The 23,674-nt window shown below is 64.5% G+C and carries 20 protein-coding genes and 1 pseudogene; 10 read left to right on the top strand and 11 right to left on the bottom strand.

Going from position 1 to position 23,674, the window contains the following annotated elements; genetic code table 11:
- Positions 1-62: 62 nt before the first annotated feature.
- Positions 63-587, bottom strand: coding sequence for a phosphate-starvation-inducible PsiE family protein (locus tag ACQY4S_RS08030; protein WP_428484685.1), 525 nt, complete (start codon positions 585-587; stop codon positions 63-65).
- A 362-nt stretch (positions 588-949) separates the two neighbouring features.
- The gene (locus tag ACQY4S_RS08025; protein WP_428484684.1) at positions 950-1,372 is read right to left on the bottom strand and encodes a GtrA family protein; all 423 of its coding nucleotides are present in this window, start codon (positions 1,370-1,372) and stop codon (positions 950-952) included.
- 169 nt (positions 1,373-1,541) lie between these two features.
- Between ACQY4S_RS08025 and selB the strand changes: the two genes are divergently transcribed.
- The 5 genes and pseudogenes from selB to tnpC (ACQY4S_RS08000) form a co-directional block, all read left to right on the top strand.
- Positions 1,542-3,476: a selenocysteine-specific translation elongation factor gene (gene selB / locus ACQY4S_RS08020; RefSeq protein WP_428484683.1), complete on the top strand. Its 1,935-nt coding sequence runs from the start codon at positions 1,542-1,544 to the stop codon at positions 3,474-3,476.
- Positions 3,477-3,479: 3 nt separating this feature from the next.
- Entirely contained in the window at positions 3,480-4,085 is a 606-nt protein-coding gene (locus ACQY4S_RS08015) for a histidine phosphatase family protein (RefSeq protein ID WP_428484682.1), read from the top strand.
- Positions 4,086-4,351: 266 nt separating this feature from the next.
- Positions 4,352-4,744: an IS66-like element accessory protein TnpA gene (gene tnpA / locus ACQY4S_RS08010; protein WP_428484681.1), complete on the top strand. Its 393-nt coding sequence runs from the start codon at positions 4,352-4,354 to the stop codon at positions 4,742-4,744.
- Positions 4,741-5,088: an IS66 family insertion sequence element accessory protein TnpB gene (gene tnpB / locus ACQY4S_RS08005; RefSeq protein ID WP_428484680.1), complete on the top strand. Its 348-nt coding sequence runs from the start codon at positions 4,741-4,743 to the stop codon at positions 5,086-5,088. Before tnpA ends, tnpB begins: the two co-directional genes overlap by 4 nt.
- Before the next feature lie 152 nt (positions 5,089-5,240).
- Positions 5,241-6,080, top strand: a pseudogene (tnpC, locus tag ACQY4S_RS08000) (IS66 family transposase); the annotation flags it as partial.
- On the opposite strand, the gene ACQY4S_RS07995 reads toward tnpC (ACQY4S_RS08000), so the two are convergent.
- Positions 6,072-7,733 carry a recombinase family protein gene (locus ACQY4S_RS07995; protein WP_428484679.1) on the bottom strand — a complete coding sequence of 554 codons (1,662 nt, stop codon included), beginning with the start codon at positions 7,731-7,733 and terminating at the stop codon, positions 6,072-6,074. The pseudogene tnpC (ACQY4S_RS08000) and the gene ACQY4S_RS07995 sit on opposite strands and share 9 nt — an antisense overlap.
- A gap of 332 nt (positions 7,734-8,065) precedes the next feature.
- Between ACQY4S_RS07995 and tnpC (ACQY4S_RS07990) the strand changes: the two genes are divergently transcribed.
- Positions 8,066-8,653 carry an IS66 family transposase gene (gene tnpC, locus ACQY4S_RS07990; protein WP_428486243.1) on the top strand — a complete coding sequence of 196 codons (588 nt, stop codon included), beginning with the start codon at positions 8,066-8,068 and terminating at the stop codon, positions 8,651-8,653.
- A gap of 227 nt (positions 8,654-8,880) precedes the next feature.
- Here the strand turns inward: tnpC (ACQY4S_RS07990) and ACQY4S_RS07985 are convergent, their stop codons facing one another.
- The 3 genes from ACQY4S_RS07985 to ACQY4S_RS07975 all read right to left on the bottom strand — a co-directional run bounded on the left by ACQY4S_RS07985 (position 8,881) and on the right by ACQY4S_RS07975 (position 10,640).
- Positions 8,881-9,639 (bottom strand): SDR family oxidoreductase, encoded by a 759-nt coding sequence (locus ACQY4S_RS07985; RefSeq protein WP_428484678.1) that lies wholly within the window; start codon positions 9,637-9,639, stop codon positions 8,881-8,883.
- A gap of 82 nt (positions 9,640-9,721) precedes the next feature.
- The gene (locus ACQY4S_RS07980) at positions 9,722-10,015 is read right to left on the bottom strand and encodes a putative quinol monooxygenase (RefSeq protein WP_428484677.1); all 294 of its coding nucleotides are present in this window, start codon (positions 10,013-10,015) and stop codon (positions 9,722-9,724) included.
- A gap of 271 nt (positions 10,016-10,286) precedes the next feature.
- A complete protein-coding gene (locus tag ACQY4S_RS07975; RefSeq protein WP_428484676.1) occupies positions 10,287-10,640 on the bottom strand; it encodes a winged helix-turn-helix transcriptional regulator in 354 nt (117 codons plus the stop codon).
- A gap of 339 nt (positions 10,641-10,979) precedes the next feature.
- Between ACQY4S_RS07975 and ACQY4S_RS07970 the strand changes: the two genes are divergently transcribed.
- Positions 10,980-11,555: an HdeD family acid-resistance protein gene (locus ACQY4S_RS07970; RefSeq protein ID WP_428484675.1), complete on the top strand. Its 576-nt coding sequence runs from the start codon at positions 10,980-10,982 to the stop codon at positions 11,553-11,555.
- 64 nt (positions 11,556-11,619) lie between these two features.
- On the opposite strand, the gene ACQY4S_RS07965 is transcribed toward ACQY4S_RS07970, so the two are convergent.
- From ACQY4S_RS07965 to ACQY4S_RS07955, 3 genes are all read right to left on the bottom strand, one after another.
- Positions 11,620-13,131: an MDR family MFS transporter gene (locus ACQY4S_RS07965; RefSeq protein WP_428484674.1), complete on the bottom strand. Its 1,512-nt coding sequence runs from the start codon at positions 13,129-13,131 to the stop codon at positions 11,620-11,622.
- A gap of 271 nt (positions 13,132-13,402) precedes the next feature.
- Entirely contained in the window at positions 13,403-14,947 is a 1,545-nt protein-coding gene (locus ACQY4S_RS07960; protein WP_428484673.1) for a peptide ligase PGM1-related protein, read from the bottom strand.
- A 248-nt stretch (positions 14,948-15,195) separates the two neighbouring features.
- On the bottom strand, positions 15,196-16,527 hold the full coding sequence (locus ACQY4S_RS07955) for an ATP-grasp domain-containing protein (RefSeq protein WP_428484672.1): 1,332 nt from the start codon (positions 16,525-16,527) through the stop codon (positions 15,196-15,198).
- 176 nt (positions 16,528-16,703) lie between these two features.
- Here ACQY4S_RS07955 and ACQY4S_RS07950 point away from each other — a divergent pair, with 176 nt between their 5' ends.
- On the top strand, positions 16,704-17,621 hold the full coding sequence (locus tag ACQY4S_RS07950) for an enoyl-CoA hydratase/isomerase family protein (protein ID WP_428484671.1): 918 nt from the start codon (positions 16,704-16,706) through the stop codon (positions 17,619-17,621).
- A 250-nt stretch (positions 17,622-17,871) separates the two neighbouring features.
- Positions 17,872-18,462: a Uma2 family endonuclease gene (locus tag ACQY4S_RS07945; RefSeq protein ID WP_428484670.1), complete on the top strand. Its 591-nt coding sequence runs from the start codon at positions 17,872-17,874 to the stop codon at positions 18,460-18,462.
- Between the two features lie 80 nt (positions 18,463-18,542).
- Here the strand turns inward: ACQY4S_RS07945 and ACQY4S_RS07940 are convergent, their stop codons facing one another.
- Positions 18,543-20,711, bottom strand: a complete 2,169-nt coding sequence (locus ACQY4S_RS07940) for a CoA transferase (RefSeq protein WP_428484669.1) — start codon at positions 20,709-20,711, stop codon at positions 18,543-18,545.
- A 130-nt stretch (positions 20,712-20,841) separates the two neighbouring features.
- Between ACQY4S_RS07940 and ACQY4S_RS07935 the strand changes: the two genes are divergently transcribed.
- The gene (locus tag ACQY4S_RS07935; protein WP_428484668.1) at positions 20,842-22,482 is read left to right on the top strand and encodes a long-chain fatty acid--CoA ligase; all 1,641 of its coding nucleotides are present in this window, start codon (positions 20,842-20,844) and stop codon (positions 22,480-22,482) included.
- A 7-nt stretch (positions 22,483-22,489) separates the two neighbouring features.
- Here the strand turns inward: ACQY4S_RS07935 and ACQY4S_RS07930 are convergent, their stop codons facing one another.
- Positions 22,490-23,614 (bottom strand): ring-opening amidohydrolase, encoded by a 1,125-nt coding sequence (locus ACQY4S_RS07930; protein WP_428484667.1) that lies wholly within the window; start codon positions 23,612-23,614, stop codon positions 22,490-22,492.
- Positions 23,615-23,674: the final 60 nt, after the last annotated feature.

Genomic DNA, 23,674 nt, shown 5'->3' with positions numbered 1-23,674 from the left:
GCTTTACAATCGTCCCGGTCGAGTTCGCCGGCAGCAAATCCGGAATCCGATTTGGGCGCGATTCAATGCACCGAATCAGTCGACGGTTCGTCTTCGGCGTTTCCCTGATGCGCCCGCCGCAACAGGTAGATCGAGGCGACCATGACCAGGATCAGCATTCCCAGCACGCCCAGTTCGATCATCGAGGTGCGAAACAGCGTCTCATTCACCTGCACGGTATTGCCCTGCTGCTTGACCTGAGACGATTCGAGCGTAATGACCAGTACGCGCCGGATCGAGGCGATCAGGCCGACGATCAGGAACGGCTCGCAGGTCAGCGTGCCTGACCGCACCGACACACGCACCGTATGCAGGATTTCGATCAGCATCAGCACGACCAGCAGCCGGTCGATGACGGTGAAGACCGTGTCGGAGTGCGTCCAGTCGCCCAGTCCGCCCCATAGCATGACCGCCGCGGCGCCGAGGGCCAGCAGGCAGGTGACGCAAAGCAGGATCGCGAGCGCTGCGTAAAGGCCAAACTCGACCAGGACGAAAATATTGTTGGAGTGCGGACGCCAGCCGGTCCGTTCAAGTAGCTCACGTGCCATCAAGCCTCCATGTCGCGCGTCTTCCCGGTTACCGGCACATCCACCGACGCACCATCTCTTTAGAGAGGTTTCCGTAGACCATCACAAGCTTCGACAATTCAGGCCGTTCGAGGGTGTTTCGCCGCGGCTTCGACTTCCAGAAAACGGTCGCGGAGGCATAACGACCCAGATGACAAGGCAGGCGGCGCATTTGCATCGGGCGGCTTCAATAAAGGCGATCCTGGTTCCGTCGGCAATCTCTGTGCGGGTGCCGGCGACACCGGCGCTTGGCGACCGATCAGCCGAACGCCGAACTGATCGCCGAGGGCAGGTGCTGTGGCAAAGCCCGCGCAAGCCGGCCGCGACTGGCCACGAAGCTTACCTCAACGAAACACCATCCGACGGGACAGGCTGAAATTCACGAACATGCCGGCGATGGCGCCGGCCGAGGTCGCAATCACCGGTTGTGCCGCCGCCGCCGGCATGAAGGTCACCAGAAGCGCATAGGTTCCCCGATTAAGGACGAAGCCGACCATGTTCGCCGCCAGGAACTTGATCCACTGACGATGGGCCGGTCCCGATCCGTGGCCGCGAAAGGTCCACATCCGGTTCAGCGCCCAGTTGCCGCTCGCCACCACGAAATAAGACACCAGGCCAGCCCCATACAGCCCCAACGGGCCGCGCAGGCCATAAACCACCGCGGTATCACCAACCAGTCCAGCCAGCCCAACCACGCCAAAGCGAATGAACTGTTCGACCACGAGCAGGCGCGCCGGCGTTGCCACCCGGCGCAGCGGTGACGGCATCAGGCGGAGTATCATCGTCTGCATCGGTCTCTTTCGGCTGGGTTGACGAACCCAGTAGGGCGGGGCCGGTGCGGTTTGCAACACCCAACGATGTGTGCCTTGACAGGGCGCCGCCGGCAGGCACCCTGACTGTTGGCTGGAGCACCGACCGCGAGTCGAACACCTTATCATGATCATTGGCACCGCCGGCCACGTGGACCACGGCAAGACCGCGCTGGTGAAAGCTCTTACAGGCGTCGACACCGACCGGCTGGCCGAGGAGAAGCGGCGCGGCATCACCATCGACCTGGGCTACGCCTATGCCGGCGACCTCGGCTTCATCGACGTGCCGGGCCACGAGCGCTTCGTTCATACCATGCTCGCCGGTGCCAGCGGCATCGACACTGCGCTGCTGGTGGTGGCGCTTCCCGAAGGCATCCGGCCGCAGACGCGGGAGCACCTGCAGATCCTCTCGCTGCTGGGGATCGAGCATGGGGTTGTCGCGCTGACCAAGGCGGACCTCGCGACCGACCGCGTTGCTGACGTCACGGTCCAAATGAACGAACTGCTGTCGGCGACGCCGCTTGCTGGTGCGCCGATGATCCCGGTCGCGGCGCCGACGGGGCAGGGGATCGAGGCGCTGCGGGCGGCTCTGCTCGCGTCGGTCCCGGCCGCTCGCGGCTCCGGCGGACATCCCCGGCTGGCGGTGGACCGCGCCTTCACCCTTTCCGGCGCCGGCCTGATCGTCACCGGTACCCTGGTGTCCGGCCGGATCGCCGTGGAGGACCGGCTGGTGCTGTCGCCTTCCGGGCTGGAGTTGCGCGTCCGTGGCCTGCACGCGCAGAACCAGCCGGCGGATCACGCTGTCGCCGGCCAGCGGGTTGCCCTGAACATCACCGGCCCGCGACTGTCCAGGGACATGGTGACACGCGGCGACTGGGTGCTGCACCCGGCTATCCACGCGCCGACCGACAAGATCGACGCGCGGATCACGCTGCTGCCGGATTTCCGCCTCGGGCCCGACTCGGTCCGCGGCCCCGACTCGTTCCGCAGGATGGCGCCTGGCGCTCATGCGCTGCGCCAGGACGCCGAGGTGCATCTGCACCTTGGCGCGGCGCATGTCATGGCCCGCGTCTCCCTGCTGGACACCGACCGGCTGGAGCCAGGCGGGGACGCGCTGGTACGGCTGACCCTGCGGCAGCGCATCGGCGCGTTGGCGCGCGACAGGATCGTGCTGCGCGACACCGGCGCCACCCGGACCATCGGCGGCGGCATGCTGCTCGATCCGTTCCCACCCAGGCGCGGCCGGCGCACGCCGCCGCGCCTGGCGCAACTGGCGGCGCTGGAGGCAGCCGATCCAATTGCCGCGCTAACCGGCCTGCTGTCCGTGCCGCCAGGCTGGACCGATGCGGCGGCATTTCTGCGCGCCCGCAACGTCGGCGCGGATGAGCAGCTGGATTTCGGTTCGTTCGTGAGGGCGGGCGGACTATTTCTGCTAGCGAACACCTTCGATCGGGTTCGCGATTCCATTGTCGCTGTTCTCGGCGCTCATCATCGCGCCGCGCAGGAACTGCCCGGCCTGCAGGCGGAGCGGCTGCGCATGGCGCTGCCCGATCGACCGCCGGTCGCAGGATTTCGCGGCATTCTGGATCGGCTGCTGGACCAGGGTGTGATCGCGCAGGATGGTCCATGGCTGCGCCTGCCGGCACACCGCATCAGCCTGTCGCCGCAGGACGAACGGATCTGGGCCGCCGTCATGCCGCTGATCGCGGGCGAGCGGTTCCGGCCGCCACGCGTGCGGGATCTGGCGCAGGCGCTGAAGCTGCCGGAGGCGGCGATGCGCATGACGCTGAAGCGGCTGCAGCGGATGGGCAAGGTGACCGAGGTGGCGCCTGATCACTTCTTCCTGCGCGAGACCATGGCGGAGATGGCAGCGATCGCCGCGGCCACGGCGGACGCGGATGGACTGCTGACCGCCGCCGCCTTGCGCGACCGGCTGGACAACGGCCGGAAGGTGGCGATCCAGATTCTGGAATTCTTCGATCGCATCGGCGTCACGAGGCGGTCGGGCGACGTGCGGCGGATGAAGCCGGATTGGCCTAGGTTGTTTGGCGGAGGCGGCTGAGCAATGGGAAGCGACGCGGCGATCGTCTACTTCATGACGCATCCAGAGGTGGTGATCGATCCCGGCAAACCGGTGCCGGACTGGCCGCTTTCCCTCCAGGGGATCCGGCGCATGAAAGCGGCGCTGGGCCGGCCCTGGCTCAACAGCGTCGGCGCCGTGTTCAGCAGCGCGGAGCGGAAGGCGACAGATGCGGCGCAAATGGTCGCCGACCATTGCCTGCTGTCACCCATCATTGTCGATGACCTTGGAGAAAATGACCGTTCCGCGACCGGCTATCTGCCTCAGGCCGAGTTCGAGGCGGTGGCAGATAAGTTCTTCGCGCGCCCGCAGGAGAGCATATGCGGATGGGAAAGAGCCGTTGATGCTCAGCGCCGGGTGGTGGAAGCGGTGGATCGCATCATCGACATGGCCTTGTCGGATGAGGCTGCGAAGAATAGGGACATCGTCATCGTATCGCATGGTGGTGTCGGCGCGCTGCTGCTGTGCCATCTGAAGTGCATACCGATCAGCCGGGTCGAGGATCAGCCAAACAGCGGGGGCGGGAACGTCTATGCCTTTCGTGCGGCGACCCGTCGGCTGATTTCGGGTTGGTGCCGGATCGAGGATTGATGCGTCGGCCGCACCATCCGGCAAACCTCAGCTGCGTATCCGCGAATGTTGCCCCAATCCCGGTTCTGATGCTGGGAACGGCGACGAAGACGATGAAACTGTCGAGATTTGGTAAGCGTCGTCTTCGCCCCACATAGCGGCTCGGACTGAAAATATGCTGCGTTTGGCTCATGGAAACGGACGCAATACCAGCAGATCAGCCGGCACAGCCTGAGAGCGCTCGTACGAGTAGTCGTACGAGTAACGGCGGTAGTTCCCGTATCGAGTTGATCACCCGTGACGAACCGCGCCGTCGATGGTCGCTGGAGCAGAAGCAGGCTATCGCGGCGGAAAGCTTTCAGTCCGGCGTGTCGCCCACGGCGGTTGCGCGCCGATACAGTATCAGCAGCGGCCTGCTTTATACGTGGCGCAAGGCCTTGCTGGCGGCGCAGCCTGCCGCGGCATCCGGTTCCGGCACGCAGTTCGCCCGTGTCGAGGTGGCACGAAGGGTAAAGCGTGCTGATCCGGGTGCGAACGTGCCGCTGCTGCTGCCCGGGCCTGCGGTTCAGCCGGCCGGGCTGATCGAGATCGTGTTGTCTGACGGCATCACTGTGCGGGTGGACCAGCAGATCGACCCGCGCGCCTTGCGCCGTGTTCTGTCCGTGCTGGCCAAACGATGATCGGACCACCATCTGGCGTGCGCGTGTGGCTGGCCTGCGGGCGGACCGACATGCGCAAGGGCATGGATGGCTTGGCGATGCTGGCCCAGCAGGTGCTGAACGAGGACCCGTTCGGCGGTGCGTTGTTCGCCTTCCGCGGCAGGCGTGGCGGGCTTGTCAAACTGCTCTGGTATGACGGGCAAGGGGTGTGCCTGTTCAGCAAACGGCTGGAGCGCGGCCACTTTGTCTGGCCGGTGACCGACACCGGCCGGGTGTCGCTGACGCCGGCACAGCTGTCGATGCTGCTGGAAGGGATTGACTGGCGGATGCCGCGGCGTGTGCAGCGCCCAGAGTTGGCGGGCTGAGTGGATGCTCACGCCGGATTCATTGGCATCGATGCGCTACGGTGATCCAGCCTTCGGGTGTGTTCACCGTCCCCACCGATCTGCCCGACGACCCGGCGACGTTGCAGCTGATCCTGCGCGCGGCGCTGGCCGAGCTCGAACGTCTGCAACTGATGATCGCCGGGCTGCAACGCAATCGGTTTGGCCGTCGGTCGGAGCAACTCGACGACGAGGCCTTGCAGCAAGGGGTGGAGGATCTGGAGCAATCGGTGGCCGAGCAGTTGGCCGGGCTGGAGGCGGCGGCCGCGCCGCAACGGGCTCCCAAACCGGCCAAACGCAACCGCGGTGCCTTGCCGGCGCATCTGCCGCGGGTCGAGGTCATCGTCGATGTCGGCGACAAAGCCTGCCCCTGTTGCGGCGGAACGCTGCATCGGATCGGCGAAGACAGCGCCGAGATGCTGGACTACGTCCCCGCCCAACTGCGGGTGCGCGTGATCCGCCGGCCGCGCTATGGCTGCCGGGTATGCGAAGGGGCTGTCGTTCAGGCGTCAGCGCCGGAGCGTCCCATTGATGGCGGCCTGGCCACCGAGGCTCTGCTGGCGCAGGTGCTGATCGGCAAATACAGCGACCACCTGCCGCTGTATCGGCAATCGCAGATCTTTGCCCGCCAGGGTGTGACACTAGATCGCTCGACGTTGTGCAACTGGGTCGGCCGTGCCTGCTGGTGGCTGGCCCCGCTGCACGAACTGATGCTGAGCACCGTGCTGGCCTCGCCCAGAGTGTTTGCCGATGATACCACTTTGCCGGTGCTCGACCCCGGCCGCGGACGCACCAAAACCGGACGGCTGTGGTGCTATGCCGTCGACAATCGGCCCTGGCAGGGACCTGGCCATTCCGCCGCGGCTTACGTCTACAGCGAAGACCGCAAGGCGGATCATCCGGCGGTGCATCTAAAGGGATTCCGCGGTCTGCTCCAGGTCGATGGCTATGCCGGGTTCGGCCGTCTAGTCGCCGCGACCGCGGACGGCGCAACCCAACTGGCTTTCTGTTGGGCACACACCATCCGAACACAGTCCAACTTTGGCAGGCGATGCATTCCCTGGCGTATGCCCTTGCAGAGGGATGACATGCTGGATCTCCAAGCTACCGTCATGAACGATGATGCGCTCGATCACCAATTGCAGGATAGCTTGGCGTTCGGTGATGCTGGCGGTCTGCAGCCTGGAGCCGACGCGGTGCGTGAAAGCTGTCAAGCTGGCCAGTATCTCCTGAGCCTGAAGCTTTTGCGCACGCAGACGAAGGCGTTGCTCATGTTGTTGCTCTGCCCGCTGACGCTGCTCGGCAAGGGCTTTGCGCTGGCCGGACAGCTCGTCCAGACTGATAACTTCGGCCTGGTAAGCGTCGAGCAGTCGCTGGTCCGCACGGTTTAGCCGCTCGATACGTGCACGCAGTTGGCTGGCGCTGCTGTCTTCTCCATCGCCGGCAGCCTGAGTCACGAAGCGCTCGAACTGAGCCAGCACCTGACTGGGGTCTTCGAGCAGGCCAACCACATGGTTCCAGATCGCCTGCTCCAACCCGTTCGCCTCGATGCGCGCTTGCGGACATTTTGCTTCACGACCCGTTGTCAGCGGGTCCGTTCCCGCACAGCGGTAGTAGCGCCGACCAGGCCGACCGCCCTGTGCAGGGAAGTAACAGCCGTGAATACCCAATCCGCATCGACCGCATTTGAGCAGACAACGCAGGAGGTAGTCGTGCTTCTTGTTGCGACGAAATGACAAGGTCGCGTTGCGTGTCAGCGCAGCCTTCACGCAATCCCACACCTGCTGTTCCACCAGCGGTGGGGCGGGAATAGCGATCCATTGTTCCGATGGCCGGGGACGCCGGCAGGTGCGCTCCGTGCTGCGGCGTGACCGCCGTCGCGGTTTTTTGGGAACAACATAGTCGAAGCGATTGGCATAGGCGGTTCCGATATAGACGGGATCAGTCAGAATGTGGTGCACGACGGAAGATGACCACTGCCTACGGCCTGATCGGGTGACCCATGGGCCGTCATTCAGGCGCTTGATACACTGTCGGATGGTGAGCCCCTCATCGGCCACCCAAGCGTAAAGTTGGCGGATCATGGATGCCTCTGCATCGTCAACGACGAGACGGGCTGGCACGGCGCCACAACGGGTCTTGTATCGATAGCCATATGGAACCTTGGCGCTGATGATGTTGCCGTCACGCGCCTTCTGCAGTTTGCCGCGCCTAAATCGCTCGGCCAGCACGGCACGCTCGTATTCTGCAATCGCACCCTGGATCTGCAGCAGCAACTGGTCATTGGGGTCATCCGAGATTGGATGATGCAGAAATACGACCTCGCAGTCGGCCCGACGAAACTCCTCCATCAGCAGCACCTGATAGGCATATTTCCGCGCCAGACGGTCCGGGTTGAACACGACCACCACGTCCACAACGCTGTCGCGGATCGCATCCCTCAGCGCATCCAAAGCGGGCCGATCCAAACGTGAGCCGCTGAAGCCTTCGTCGCGAAAAACATGGGCATCAGCCAGAACGTGACCTTGAGCACTTACCCAGCCTCGTAAGGCTGAGAGTTGGCTGTCGATGGTCTGCTGTCGTTCTTGGCGTTCGGTCGAGACGCGGGCATAGATCGCGGCGCGCATGTGTCATCTCCTGAGTTTGGGGACAATATCGGGCTTGCCACGCTCGACTGGGCATGCGGAGCAAGCTTTGGCTGATCACACGGAGTGTCAGCGATAAGACGGCGATAAACCTGGTCGAGCCGTTCAGCACCGTCGCGGGTGCGCACCGTGACGGAGCGGATTGCCCAGGTCGGCGCCACCATGGAGCGCGAACCAGAAGGCATCGGGGGATCCTCCATTGGAACCACCCCAACAACCCCTGAGTGTCGATCTCAGCCGGCCGGCCGCACCTTCCGTTGCCGGTATGACATGAGAGCGGCAGAGAAGGAGAGCGAGACAGCAAAACGCAGACCATCGATTGTGTTCGGATGGTCCACACACGGCGCAAGTTCTACGACCTCCCTCTCGCCACGAAGTCACCGCTCGCTGAGGAGGCACTGCGGCGGATCGCTGCCCTCTACGCGATCGAGGCCGATATGCGTGGCCAGTCCGCCGACGCACGCCGTCAGGTGCGGCAACAGCACAGCCGCCCGCTCGTTGTCGCGATGCACACCTGGCTGACCGAGCAACTTGAGCGCATCTCGGGCCGCTCCGGCTTGGCGCAGGCGATCCATTATGCGCTCAACCACTGGGCCGGATTGATCCTGTTCCTGGACGATGGCCGCATCGAGTTGGACACCAATACGGTCGAGCGCGCCATGCGACCCGTTGCCCTCGGGCGAAAGAACGCATTGTTCGCCGGCGCCGATAGCGGCGGCCGGCGTTGGGCCATCATCGCCACGCTGATCCAGACGGCGAAGTTGAATGACGTCGATCCGCTGGCATGGCTGACCGATGTGCTGGAACGCATCGTGTCAGGCCGCACCAAGCGGAATGAACTACACAGCCTGCTGCCGTGGATCTGGAAAAATACCGAGCCGTCCGGTGTCAACACAGGGTAGCGTTAAAACAGGGGTGGGGTCGCCACAACGGTTACGAGATTTGCCACGAAAATGCCGGTGAGAAGAACGCACAGTGCTGCCCAGCACCGTGCGGTCCTTACCGGGCGCGACGCCGCCTCCAGATCAGAAACATCAATCACTTTGAAACCCCGAAAGACGCTCTTTGCCCCGCGGCTTTGGAGACACGGAGGCCAGGGCACATCAAGGGACCGGGCAACGACTGCGCGTCACCAAGGCAGACGCTCACCGAGGTAGAAGAACCCCCCGGTTGGCCCATCGTCGGCCAGAGACGCGTACATCAAAGTCGTGCGGGCACCTTCTTCAACATCGAGATGGGCCAGCGAACTTCCCATGTCGGTCCGCACCCAGCCGGGATGGACCGCGTTGACCTTGATCGGCGTGCCACGAAGTTCGTCAGCGAGTTGGATTGTGAAGGCATTGAGAGCCACCTTCGACGTGTCGTAGGCCGGCGCTTTGAACGAATGGAAGGGTGAGTCCGGATCTGACTGATGGGCCAGAGAGCCCCTGATACTCGACACATTCACGATACGCGCCGCCTCGGCGAGACGGAGTAGAGGCAACAGCTGCTGGGTCAGAAAGATCGGCCCAAAGAAGTTCGTCTCGAAAGTTCTGCGCAGGACGTCCGGCTGAAGTTCACTTGCCAGTCGAGACGGCGGCGTCGCCGCATTTTCGCTCTCCAGCCAGATCGCCGCGTTGTTGATCAGAATGTCGAGGACACCGAAGGTCCGCTCAACGGAGACCCGAGCGGCGTTCCGGTCATCCTCATTCGTGACATCGAGTTTCAGGCCATCAGCTTCGTATCCGATCTCCCGAAGCCGATTGGCTGCAGCGTCAGCTTGTGCTCCGTCGCGCGCTCCGATGAGCAGACGAGCCCCGGCCTCAGCGAAAAGACGACTGGTCGCGAGACCGATACCGCGCGCCCCGCCCGTCACCAGCGCCACTTTCCCGTCAAGGGGACGCTCCATAACTATCACCTGACGAGTTGCGATCGACGCGTTTACTGTTCGGCCAGCGACATATTACATGCTAAGTTTTGCTGGCTTTCGTTCAGGAAGCGAGGGTGCGGCCCTCGGACTCAGAGACGTAGATTTCGCGGCTGAGAATGCGCAGCGTCATCGCCTTCTCAAGCATCGCTTTGAAATCTGGGCTGTTCATATGCTCGTCCAACGCTGCCTGACGCGCCCAGCCCTCCGACAGATGAAACACACCTGGCTGCCGCAGATCTTGCGATGCGATGTAATACAGGCAGCCTTCTTTTTGCGAGATCACGTCGACCGAATCCGCCGCGAGCTTGGCAAAAGCCGCCGCGTCGGCGGGGTCGACCTTGTAGGTGCCAACCACGCTCAGGAAGCTGTCCGTAGACGTACTCATGATTTCTCTCCGAAAGGAATGGCAAGGCAGACCAGCGCGTCTCCGCCAGCGCCTCACACGCGAACGATAGCGACGCTGTCGCGCCCAAGAGCAATCCGGGCCCCAACATCGAAACCCAACCTATGTGCTGGCCACCGAATTGCCAATACGCACCATTTAGTAAGTATCTATAACCCTATTCGGCCGGGCTCAGGAGGACAAAGGACGCGGCGAAGCGGCGTTCTACGCGAGCTAGCAGAACTTATTGATTGCGAATGGCGCGCGCCGAGGAGATAGCGGTGATCTCCTCCATGTTCCGGCTGCCCCACTCACAGATCGGTTGCAGGGCGCTGGAGAAATCCTTGCCGAACGCGGTGAGTTCGTACTCGACGTGCGGCGGTATAGTCCGAAAATCTTTGCGGCGTACGAGACCATCCACGGCCATTTCCTTGAGTTGCTGGCTCAACATCTTCTCGCTGACGTCGCCTACCAAGCGCTTCAATTCACTGAAGCGACGCCGCCCACCGACAAGATGGTACAGGATCAGTATCTTCCACTTGCCTCCGAGCAGGTCGAGGACGGCTTCCACTCCGCAAGTATACGAGACGCCTGACATTCCAAACCTCCGATTGCCGACACTTACCAAATGGTATGTTCCTGATATTATTCAAGTTTAATCCCACTCTGCTTGCGAACGGCTGACGATGAACACTGCTCCAAGGCGGCTGCCAAACGCGGAGTTGTTTGTTCCGCACGACCCTTCCTCGGCTAAAGGGGTAAAATGGTGGGGTGTGCCGCTCTGGGCGCCATCGATAAGCATGCCTCGATTGGATCGCCGGCAGCACTCGTCTTGATGGCGCCGCCACGCATCGGTTCCTCGCGGGGCAACCTGCCGCCGGCGATGATCAGCGCGACATACACTTTCCCGTAGACATCCCGGCAAGGAGAACAGGCTATGCCTTATACCAGCCAGAACAACCTAACCGCGGGGATCAACCGGTCCTTGCACCAGCATTGGCGGGTGTTCCTCATCGAGGGGATCGTTCTTCTTATCCTCGGCATCGCCGCCATCCTTGTCCCGCCGCTTGCCGGCATCGGGGTCACCATCTTCGTCGGCTGGCTGCTGCTGATCGGCGGCGTGGTCGGCATTGTCGCGACGGTCGGAGCACGCCAGGCGCCGGGCTTTGCCTGGTCGCTGCTGTCAGCCCTGGCGGCGCTGCTCGTCGGCGTCCTGCTGCTGTGGAACCCGCTGGCCGGGCTGGTGAGCCTGACCTATGTGCTGATCGCCTACTTCGTCATCGACGGCGTGTTGTCCATCGTCTACGCCATCGAGCATCGGCGTGAACAGTCGGGCCGCTGGGGATGGCTGGTCTTCAGCGGCGTGACCGATCTTGTCATCGCCCTGGTCATCATCTCCGGCGCGCCGGCTTCGTTCGCCTGGGCGCTGGGCCTGCTGGTCGGCATCGATCTGATCTTCGCCGGCGGTCCGCTGATTGCCATGGCGCTGGAGGCGCGCCGGTCGGAAGTTTGATCAGCGCCTGACGGGTGCGTCCGGCCGAAGGGTTGGCTACGTGTTGCCGCGACTGCGAATCCGGTCAGTGCCCCGAGGCCTCGTGCACCGGGCTCAGGCGGGCGGGCAATTGCAGTGCGATCACCAGCGTCGCCACGGCGAAAGCGGTTGCCAGCAAATAGGCATTGTGCAGCGACTGCGCGACGACATGGGTCAGGTTCGCAAGCTCGGCCAAGGTCATGGCCGACCGCGTGGTCGGGTCAAGCAGGCTGGCGACCTTCGCCACGGCGGCTGGATCCAGGTGCAGGACCGTTGCGTTCAGCACCGCGCCGCAGCCGGCTACGCCGATGGACTGACCAATGAAACGAAGGAACATTGTCGAGGATGTCGCCGCGCCACGCTGGTGCCAGGGCACCGAGGCCTGCACCGAGACAATGAACACCGTGCTGCAGAAGCCCATGCCGATGCCAATAACGAACGATCCGGCAGCAGCCCAGACCGGTCCGTTGGCCGGTGTCAGCAGGACCAGAATCAGGCATCCCGCGACCAACAGGGCACCACCCAGCGATGCGACCAGTCGATAGCTCGTACGCACCATGATCCGCCCGCCGACGATGCTGGCGAGCGCCCAGCTTACTGACATGGCGCCCAATACCAGGCCGCCCGCCAGGGCGCTGCGCCCCATTGCGCCCTGCACGTAGGTCGGCAGGAACGCGGCGACGCCTGTCATCACCGCTCCGGCGCTGCCGTTGCCAAGGCTGCCAACCACGATGACCCGGATGCGCCATAGTTCGAGCGGAAGCATCGGCTCGCGTGTCGTCCGCTCATGCAGGTACAGCGCGGCCAGCGCGGCGATGCCGGACGCGGATACCACGGCCAAGGTGAAGCGGCTGAAGGTGCCTCCCTGGACCAGCGCCAGCAACAGCGTGCTGATCGCCACCAGCAGCAGCAGCGACCCCAGCCAATCGATCTGATGCGGACGTGGCTGCACGTGCTCGCGCAGGAACACGGCGATCATCACGATCGCGAGGGCGCCGATGGGCAGATTGACCCAGAACACGACGGGCCAGCTCATGTGTTCGATCAGGAAGGCGCCGAGGGAGGGGCCGACCACCGCGGAGACACCGAACACGCTGGCGACCAGACCCTGCACCTTCGCCCGTTCGGCGGGGGTATAGATGTCGCCCAGGATCGTCGCCGCGATCGGCTGCACCGCGCCGGCGCCAAAGCCTTGCAGCGCGCGGAAGCAGATCAACGGCACCATGCCCCAGGCAAAGCCACACAAGGTGGAGCCGGCCAGGAACAAGCCCGCGCCGAAGAAGAACACCTTCTTGCGCCCGTGGAGGTCCGCCAGACGGCCATAGATCGGGATGCTGACCGCCTGGGTCAGCAGGTAGACGGTGAAGACCCAACTGAACAGGCTGAACCCACCTAGATCGCCGACCAGCGTGGGAATCGCCGTGGCGATGATGGAGCTCTCCACGGCGGCCATGAAGGTCGCCATCAGGCAAGCGGCCAGCACCAGTCTTCGCCCCGCCACGGGGACGTGCGGCAGGTTTCCCGCCGGCGCCTTGGCCCGCGGTGCATCGTCCGGCATGTTTCCTCCCTTCGGTTACGCCCCAACGCAGCATCCTGCGTCGACGCGCCCGCGAGGGTTGGTTCTGTCATCCTGGTTGAGGCGCGACAACAGCATTGGCGGAATACCGGCGGTGCGCCTGAGGCGTAAACCGCCGCCCGATGCCGCCAGACCCCATTCAGACTGGCTGTGCGGCCTGAATGTGATCCGGCGCCTTGTTTAATCGCATGGTTCGCGCACCTTGAAGGTTTTAATCGGCGCGATCGTGCTCTGGCGCCACCGCAGACAACCGTCAGGTCATGCGGTGCTCGCGGTCGAGGATCTCGACAGAGCGGCGATACAGGGCTTCGGCGCGTTCCGGCGATGCACCGACGCAGACGACGCCGAGCTTGCCGAACTCGGACAGGGCGCTGATCAGGTGGAAGACCACGCCCTCGTGCGTCGTGCCGTCGTAGTGCAGGCCGTTCAGCACCGCGATATCGACTAGGTCGTAGGGCGTCAGGCCCTTGTAGTGCGGCGCCTCCAGATTGTCTGACGCGTAATAGAAGCGCGGCTGCCCGGCGGGCGTGCGAAATAGGCCGGTATCCGGATCATAGGCGCCGCCGGTCAGGAACTGCAGCATTAGGAACGGGTGCGTGGTGCCGCCCTTGCGCAGGTTGATCTCGATGGCGAAGTGATGCCAGGCGCCGCCACGGCGCACCGAGATGAAATCCACGGCGAAGCGGCCGAGCACACCCCGCCGGCCCAGCAATTCGGCCACCTTGGCGGCCTCGGCCTGGATTGCCAGACGGTAAGCCTCATCGGCGGGAAAGCGGCAGCCGATGTAGACCTGGCCGCCGGGCCCGCCCAGCACCTGGTCGTGGGTCGAGACGAAATCGATCGCGCCGAGCGGGTCGATGTGGAACTGGACCGACGGCGACTGCTTCTCGTCGCCCTCGATAAAGGCCTCGACGATCGCGCCCATCTCTTGCACCTTGGCTTGAAAGGCTTCCCAGGTCATGTCGCGCGCCTCGAACGCCAAATGCGGCAGTCGGTCCTGGATCCAGGGTAATAGGTCGGATCCCTCAGGCGCGTCGGCGAAACGGAACAGCGCGTTGCCTTCGCCCGACAGTCCCTCGTTCAGCTTCACCGCGGCGCGGCGCAAGCCGGGGTCGCGCGCCTTCAGGTCGGCCAGCGCCGCGGCGATGCCGGCTGCATCCGACAGGTTCTCGGCGCCGTCCGGAATCGCCACGCCCGCTTCCCGCAACGCCGTCCGGCCGCCACTCTTCGAGCCCAGGTGCTGCAGGTCCGGATCGCAGCCATACAGCGGGACGCCGAGACGCACCGCCAGAGTGCGTTCCAGCGCGGAAACCGTGTATGCCGAGATGTGGGCGATGCCTGGGTCGCCGATGGCGTCGCGCAGCCGCGTGAGCAGGCGGGGCCGTGCCAGGATCTTCTCGGTCAACGGGCGGACGCTGCTGTCGAAGCAGGTCAGCAGCGTCAACCGTGCCCGCGCGTGCTGTGCCGGAACACCTTGCAGCAGATGCAGGTAGTAGTCGATGATCGTCTCTGGGATCGGCTGGCTGGTGAGATAGATCAGCCGGGTGCGCGGCAGGCGGAGCAGCATCAGCATGCCCAGCATCCGCTCCTCGTAAAGATGCGCCCCGGTGATCTTGGACATCACGTCCTGATCAATACTCATGCTCGGCAGCACGACGACCGTCCGGGGCGCCGTGCGGTCTGGAAAGATATGACGAAACATGTCGGGCAGCGTCGTCTGAAGGCGAGCGAACGCGGCGCGCTCCTCAGCCAGGTCCGCCACGAAATCCTGGCTCTGATCGCCGGCTGGTCCGGTCATGGCACCGCTTGCCTTGCGCGCGCGGGATGATCGGATCTCGACCATTGTCCGTCAGACGCATTGGGTTGTCCGTCGCCGAAATGGACGGCTCAGCCAGACTTTCCGCATGACGTTGTGGTCGTCAAGCCGGCACGTTGAAATTCCGCGAGGCGGGGCGCCGCGCGTCGAGGCTGGCCGGGAAACGCCAAATGAAGCAAGGCTCTTCGTGTTGACCTGCGTCAAGCGGCGCGTCCCGGACAGGCACCCGGTCAGCGGCTAGACAGGTGAAGCGCCGCAGGTGGCGGAATCGACCGGCGGAATGCAGGATCATTCACGTCCTGCGCTGCCATCCCGGCAACACAAGCTCGTTTGCGAAGCATCTCGTCGAACGCCGTGAAGACCCGGCGCATCTGCGGCGGCTTGTAGGGGAACATGTCGGGCGGGTCCATCAGATGGATGATGGCGGCGGTATCGGCCTCGAACACCAGCAGTTGCCCGTCGCGGGTCTCGGCGCAGTCGATCGAGTAATAGTCAAAACTCAGACGCTGGTGCAGTTCGCTAAAGGCGGCGGCGTGGCGGCGGGCGAAGCCCTCGTCGAACTCCGCCATGGCGCGGGCTTCCTGGCCGCGCTTTTCGGCACAGTCCGTCATGCCTGCGTTGAGGTAATGCACCATCCAGTGCTGCGAGATCGCCATGTGGCACAGGAACGGCTGGCGATCGATGAAGGCGATCCGCGACTTGCGGTACAGGCCGTCGGGACTGCGATAGTCCTCGAACGCGGTGATGAAGAAATTCCGCTCGAACGATAGCCTCAGGTAGTCCGCCAGTTCAGCCCGTGTCTCCATGCGGGCGAGGCCGATGCCGGCATGCGAACTGGCCGGGCGGATCAGGCACGGATAAAGTCCCCGCGCCGGATCGAACCCGAGGATCGGACGGCCGGTATGCAGATGGGCTTCAACCTCCGTCCGCGTCACCGCCACCGCGGTCGGGCTGCAGATGCCGGCCACGCCGGCCAGTGATCGAGCCAACGTGTCGCGCCCCAGCGCCGGCAGGAATTTCGGATTGTTCAGCGTCGGGCGCGGCCAGCTGTCGAACAGCCGCCGCAGGCGTTGAAGGGTGGGCGCATCGGCTTCTCCCAATGCGAAGAATGCCACGTCGTGATCGGGAAGCGCCGGCGGCAGCGGCCGGTCGGGCAGCAGGTACAGCAGGTCCAGCCGGACATCGAGGGTATTGGTGAGGAAATCCAGCGGCGTGTTCACCATCAGGTCACCCGGGCCGGCCAGGGCCAGCAGGCGCAGCGGGGCGTTTCGCGAAGGCTTGTCGGGCCGCGTGGTGTTGCCGCCGACACGGAAAACCTGGCTGCGCTCCAGCGCCTCGTCCTGCGAATTCAGCCCCTCGGCTCTGCGGAAGGCAAGCTGGCAGGCGATCGCGGTGTCGTACATCCGAGCCGCGACATCGCCATGGGACTGGCCGATGCGGTCGATCAGGCTGTCATACCCATGCCCTTGGTAGGCGAACTCCGTGAGGTCGGCGGTGCCCCGGACGACCGGCGGCATGATCGCCTCGCTGAACACGGGCAGCTCTTCGTACTCGAAAGACATCGGTGATCCGCGTCAGGTTCAGCGGCAGAATGGTCGCTAACGGTTAACACTTCCTTACCGGCGGCAAGAGGTGGGCGTACCGGCTACGAAGGCTTAGGATCAATGCCTTCGTTGCAGTGACCGGCATGGAAGACAAGCACGCATCGGCCACTCATAACCCGCAGGAGGATCTAGGCATGCCGATCGACTACGAAAAGCGAGAGGGGGTTGCCTATATCACCCTGAACAATCCGGCCAAAGCCAACATCCTTGACAAGCAGACATCGGACGCGATTTCGGAAGCTTGGGTCGACCTGTGGGAGGACCGGGACATCCGCTGCGCCATCGTCACCGGCGCCGGCGACCGGCACTTCTGTGGCGGCCACAACCTGGCGCCGCGCCCGGACCTGACAGCGGAGGATCGGGAATATCTCCGCACCCAACGCATCTTCTGGCCTCTGGCCGGAACAGTGCATGGCCAGAAAACCGGCGTGGATGGGAGGATGGGCGACCACTACCCGCGGGTCTGGAAGCCGGTCATCGCCGCGATCAACGGCTGGACCGCCGGGGCAGGGCTGTACATGCTGCTGACCTCCACCGACATTCGCATCGCCAGCGCCGAGAACGCGCGGTTCAAGTTCTCCCTGCTGACCCAGGGCTGGATCGGCAACGGCCCCGGCGCCAGCATGCTGGTGCGGCAGCTTCGTTATGTCGATGCGATGAAAATCCTGCTGACCGACGAGGCGTTCGACGCCCAGGAAGCGCTGCGAGTCGGGCTGATCAACGAGGTCGTGCCGCATGCCCAGCTTCTGGCGCGGGCGGAGGCACTGGCGCGGCACATCGTCAAGCTGCCGCCGGTCGCGGTGCGGATGATGAAGGAATTCGTTGTCCGGTTCGGCGACCTGCCAACGGATCAGGCCTGGCATGTGCAGAACCTGATCAACTCGCTGCTGATCCAGACCACGATGGATGGCGAGGAAGGCCGGCAGGCGTTCAACGAGAAGCGTCCGCCGGACTTCACCGGCACTCTGCGGCGGCGCGGCGAGCCTTGGCCGGAACCGTCCGAGGAAGACGCCGCGCGGTTGGACGACGCCTATCGGAGCGGGGAGTTCTGAGACAGCGACCCGGTCGGACCGGCTTATCGGCCTGAGCTAGAAGCAAGACCGCTCCGTCGGCACCATGCCACCGACGCGCTCGCTGTCGGATTTCAAGGCTTTTGCTCGGCGATCGATAGCGACATGATCCATCGATCGCCAGTCGGCACGCCGCCGCTTGCTGCTTGCCAAAGCATCATGGTGTTACGCGCCTTATCGATTTACTCTATCACTTTTCCTGCCATCATCGAAGCCGAGGAGGAGTTGGACGATGGACTTTGGCGAGACCGGTCTGCTGACCCGCAATCCATGGGTTGCTCGGCGCCCGCTCACCGTAGCCGAGTACCATCGCATGGGTGAGGTCGGCATTCTATCCGAACGCGACCGGGTCGAGCTCATCGAAGGAGAGCTTGTGGCCATGTCGCCTATCGGAAGTTCGCATTCGGGTACGGTGAACGGGCTCACTCGCCTGCTGGTCACGGTGGTGGGTGAACGGGGCGTCGTGTCGGTTCAAAACCAGATTCAGCTTGACGACCATAATGAGCCTGAACCCGACTTCGCCGTGCTTAGGCCGAAGGCCGATGACTATCGGGGCGCAACGCCACGACCTGAAGACGTCCTGCTCGTGATCGAGATCGCCGCTTCCGGCCTGAACTACGATCGCGCCGTGAAGAAGCCGCTCTATGCCCGCCATGGCATCCCAGAGTTCTGGATCGTGGACCTCGCCGCTGGCGAAGTGGAAGTTTGCCAAGCGCCGGCCGGTGATCAATACGCGTCGGTTGCACGGATCGGGCGTGGAAGCGTTCTGGAGCCTGTGAGTCTCCCGGGAGCGGTGATCCCGGTTGCCACGCTCCTCGGCTAGTAGCCGTACCTGCTAAACGGCGAAGGCCGACCGCCGTCTTCATTGGTACGAGCCTAGATCGTTTCTTCAACTATCAAGATTTACCTGACCGTCCCAACCGTCGACGTGTGCGCGATCGCCGCCGGTTCCATTTCCAGAACATCCCGCAGCACCGCATCGGTATTGGCGCCCAGTTCCGGCGCCGGTCCGCTTGCCCGTCCAAACGAGGCTCGCCATGGCAATCCAGGCATGACGGCGGCATCGGCCGTATTGGTCGCGGTTTCCCAGAACCCTCGCGCCCGCAAATGCCGATCCGCCACCAGCTCTGCCGAGGTTGCCGCCACCGCCGCCGGAACACCGGCCCGCACCAGTGCATCGACTGTGGTTCGTGCGTCCCGCGGCCGAAGCCACGCCCCAAGTGCCTGGTCGATCGCTAGCCGCGCCGTCACCCGTCCGGCCAGATCCAGTCCTGAAAGACCCGACAGGGCAGGGATCATCGAACACAGCGCCCGCCACGCCGCATCGTCCGGGGCAACCAAGGCAAGCCAATCGTCCTCTCCCGCGCAGCGCCAAACCCCATGCGGCGCACACCTTGCCGCCTCGTTCCCCTGCGGCCCTGATGGCTGCCCAAGCTGAGCGGCCAGCAGCGGTTCGGCCATCGTCCACAGCATTGCCTCGACCATCGAGAAATCCACCCGTGCCACGCATCCTGAACGCCGCCGCTGCCACACCGCGGCGGCGACAGCAAAGGCCAGCATCAGCCCGCACATCGGGTCCAGCCACGCCAAGCCCACCCGCGGCGGCACGTCCGGATGCCGGTTCAACCCGGCAAACCCGGCGAAGCATTGCAGCAGCGTCCCATAGGCGACCGCATGTGCGTCCGGTCCCGTCCGCCCCAGCCCTGACGCCGAGACATAGATCAGCCCTGGATTGACCGCCCGCAGCGCCGCCACACCAAGGCCGAGCCGGTCCATCACGCCGGTGGCGAAATTCTCCACCAGCACATCCGCACGGGCCGCCAGGGCGCGCGCGGCCGCGACCGCCTCCGGCTGCTTCAGGTCCAGCACGATGGCCTTCTTGGCCTGACCCAGAACCGCGTGCAGCTCGGACATCCGTCCCGGATCGCCGCGCCCCGGCGCCTCGATCTTGATGACCTCCGCCCCCATCGCCGCCAGATACCGCGTCGCTGTCGGTCCCGCGATCACCCAACTGAAATCCAGCACCCGGACGCCTGACAGGGGCAATCCGCCCGTGCGCGTGGGCATCGGCCTACCTGGGGTCAGTTCAAGTCCGAACGGCGGACCTGGCGCCTTGACTGGCGTGCCGCCTAGCGTTTCAACATGATAGAACTGGCGATATGCCAACTGCGGCGTCTCCAGCATCTCCGTCACCTCACGCAACGGAAAGCTCGGCACGTGCGCCGCCTGCGCCGTGTCGGCGATCCATTGCTTGCCGTGCTGGCGGCTCCAGTCCGACATCAGCCGGTGCAGCGCGTCCCAGTTGGCGATGCGGTCCGTCTTGCGCGCGAAGCGTGCCTGCCTGCCCCAGGCCGGCGAGCCCATTGCCTTCAGCCACGCCGCCCACTGCCGATCTTCCCGCGGGGAGATCGCGGCGTAGCCATCGCGCGCCGGCAGGATGCAGACCGTCGCACCGTTGCCATCCGCCACCCGCCGCCGCGACCAGCCTTTCCCTCGTCGCCCGGCACGGGTCAGTTCGGTCATCGCAAGGGTCGCCAGCGCCTCCTGAATTGATACATCGACCAGCGCGGGTTGTCGCAGTAGGGCCGCATGCATACCGGCACAGGCGGCGGCAATGCCACCGAGGAACGCTGATTGCGTACCCACCGGCCGGACCGGCGCCTCCGACAGGTCGTCCACCTGTCCGGTCAGCATTCGGGCAATGCCGCTGGCGAAGCACAGGGTCAGGTCGGTGGCCGGTTCCTCGGCGCGTGGCCCGGTCTGGCCGAACGGGGCGATCAGCACCACGGCTGCGCGCGGATTGATCCGGCGCAATGAATCCGCGTCGTACCCCGTGGCGCGCAAGGTCGCGGGACTGCCCTCGCAGATGATCAGGTCCGCCGCTGCCAGGTCCGCCTCCGCCAGCTCTGTCGTCTGATCGTCACTGCGATTCAGATGTTCGGCAAGCCACGTCGACCTGTCCGGGCCGATACGGCCGACCGCCGCTCCGACATCGGCGAGCACACGGCCGCAAACTGCGGCAGCCAGGCCCGAACCGACCTGCACCACGCGGAACCCGTTCAGCAGCGACATCCTGGCATTTCCCGGCATCTTGACGAAGGATGCACAGGGCGACGAGGGTTTACAAATCGGCGGCGGTGGCTACGGCGGCGGCAGCACGTCCAGGATGTTACTTCGTTACCAGTAGCAGGGAGCAAACGACATGCTTGGATTGATGCAGAATCGTCCATTGCTGATCTCCACCATCGTCGATTACGCGGCTTCGTGCCACGGCGAGCGAAACATCGTATCCCGCGACGCGGATGGATTAATCCACCGCACGACTTATGCCGTGGTAGCGGAGCGGGCCAGACGGCTTGTCAGCATCCTGAGGACATTGAACGTCAATTTTGGCCAGCCTGTCGCGACGCTCGCCTGGAACAATTTCCGCCACCTGGAGCTTTACTATGGTGTAACAGGCGCCGGCCGCATCCTGCACACCGTCAACCCGCGCCTGTTCGCCGAGCAGATCCAGTACATCATCAATCATGCGGAAGACGGCTACGTCTTCTTCGACCCCGCCTTCGTGCCGCTGGTCGAACAGCTCGTGCCTTTCCTGCCGCAGGTCCGGGGCTGGATCGCGCTCTGCGATGCGACGGACATGCCGGCGGTGAAGGTCGAAAACCTGCTTTGCTATGAAGACCTTCTCGCCGCGGCCGAAGCCGATCGGGATTGGCCGGTGTTTGATGAAAACACCGCCGCGACACTTTGCTACACGTCGGGAACAACCGGCAACCCGAAGGGTGTGCTGTATTCCCATCGTTCGACCATGCTGCATGCCTTCGGCGCCTGCGCGACCGATTCGCTTGCGTTTTCCGCCTGCGATTCCATCCTTGTCATCGTGCCGCTGTTCCACGCCAACGCCTGGAGCATTCCGTTCGCCGCCGCGATGTGTGGCGCCAAGCTGGTGCTGCCAGGCCCCAGGCTTGATCCGGAGAGCATCTATCGGCTGCTGGAGCAGGAAGGCTGCACCACCGCCGGCGGCATCCCCACCATCTGGCTGAACTTCCTGGCCTGGTTGGAGCCAAGACGATCAAGCCTCGACCTGTCGCGGCTGAAGCTGAAGCGCGTGCTCGCCGGCGGCACCGCGCCACCACGTGCGATGATCGAGAAATTTCGGGACTGGATGGGGGTGTTCCTGCTGCATGCCTGGGGCATGACCGAGACCAGCCCGATCGTGACTGTCGGCGCGCCGCTGGCCAAGCACGACGGCGCGGCGCCGGCTGAGATCCTTGATATGCAGGTCAGGCAGGGACGCCAAGTCTACGGCATCGAGCTGAGGATCGTCGATGCCGAAGGCCAGGCGCTGCCGCACGATGGCCAGTCCGTTGGCGAACTGAAAGTGCGCGGCAACTGGGTGATCTCGGGTTACTTCAAGGCGGAAGGCGGTCGGGTGCTGGACGACGACGGCTGGTTCGCCACCGGCGATGTCGCAACGATCGACCCGGACGGCTACGTGCAACTGACGGATCGGCTAAAGGACGTCATCAAGTCGGGCGGCGAATGGATTTCCTCAATCGAGATCGAGAACCTGATCGTCTCGCATCCCGATGTGTTCGAGGCCGCCGTCATCGCGGTGCACCATCCGGTCTGGCAGGAACGCCCGCTGCTGCTGGTGCAGCCCAGGCCCGGCAGCAATCCGACGAAGCAATCGATCCTGGACTTCCTCTCGACCCGCATAGTCAAATGGTGGATGCCGGATGACGTAGTGATCGTCGAGAGCCTGCCGCACACCGCCACCGGCAAGCTTCTGAAGACCGAGCTGCGGGCGCGCTATCACGGCCATCTGGCGGTCAGCGACTGACCGCGCTTCACCGACGGCGAGCGATCACCGCCACCGGTCCACCACCATCGGGTCCCTGGTGTTCGGCGCCGCCCGAGACGAACAGGTCGGTCCGTCCTACCACCCCCGCCAGCACGCCACCGACCAGTGCTCTGGCGTGCCGCGTTGCGTTGATGTCGCTGTCGTCCAGCATGATGTGCCTGGCACCCCGGATGCGCCCCGTGCTGGACGGATCGGCCTTGGCCAGGACAGCCAGCACCGCGTCACGCGCGCCCTGGTCCAGTTGCCCCGCTGTCGGTACCGATCCGACATCCGCCAACGCGCCCACCACCGCCGGCAGGTCGATGGCATCGCGCATCACCCGGTGCGCGATGACTGCCTCGCTGGCCCAGGCCGCGCTGTTGCCGAGGACGATGACGGCGTTGTGCATCAGCTCGATCCCGGCGCTGGTGCTGGCCCGGCCTGACCACAGATCGAACCGCCGGCAGACCGCCGCGTCGTCCAGCGCGTGACGCGGAACCTCGTTCAGCGCCAACGCCACGCCGAGTGCCGAGGCGCCGCGGGCGTAGCCCATCGATGGGTAGGTCTCGGTGGTTACCACCGTCTGTCCGCGCGCCGCGGCGTCCCGCACACGCTCCCCGGTCAGCAAGGGGCACTTGACCTGGACGTAATGGACGTCCTCGGGGACTGTGATACCGGCCCGGATCATGGCCGCGGCCACCGCCTCGGCCGTTGCCTCGATCTGCGGCATCCGGCCGAGTTCCTCCGGCAGGAAGTCGCGGGTGAAGGCGGTGCCGATTGCCAGGCTATGGCCGGGTCTGGCGCCCGCCGGGGCATCACCAGCGCAGAACACCAGAAGGTGCGGGGACAAGCCGCCTTCGGTGCCGCCGGACATCACCATGGCGATGCGATTGCCAACCTCCGCCGGTGTGCAGCCGAGGGACGGAGCCAGGCCCGCCTGCAGCGCGGTGGCGGCATAGGCCCGGGTAAAGTCGTTGACGCAGCCGTTGCCCTCGGTCTTGCCGAAAATCGCCATTATCTCGGCGGCGGTGATGGTGCCGGATGCGATTAGCGTAAGCACGCCGGCGATGTCGGCGGGATGCGCGGTCGGCACACGGAACACTTGGCAGCGCCGTGGCGTGACGTCGTTCAAATCGGTCTCCTGCACAGGCTTCATGCGTCAAGTTAAGCGCCTGGATCGAGGCCCGGTAGT

This window comes from Rhodopila sp. (assembly GCF_965276935.1).
Classification (GTDB): Bacteria; Pseudomonadota; Alphaproteobacteria; order Acetobacterales; family Acetobacteraceae; genus Rhodopila.
The sequence above is the reverse complement of the archived record's forward strand: the minus strand, read 5'-3'. Positions and strand labels throughout refer to the sequence as shown.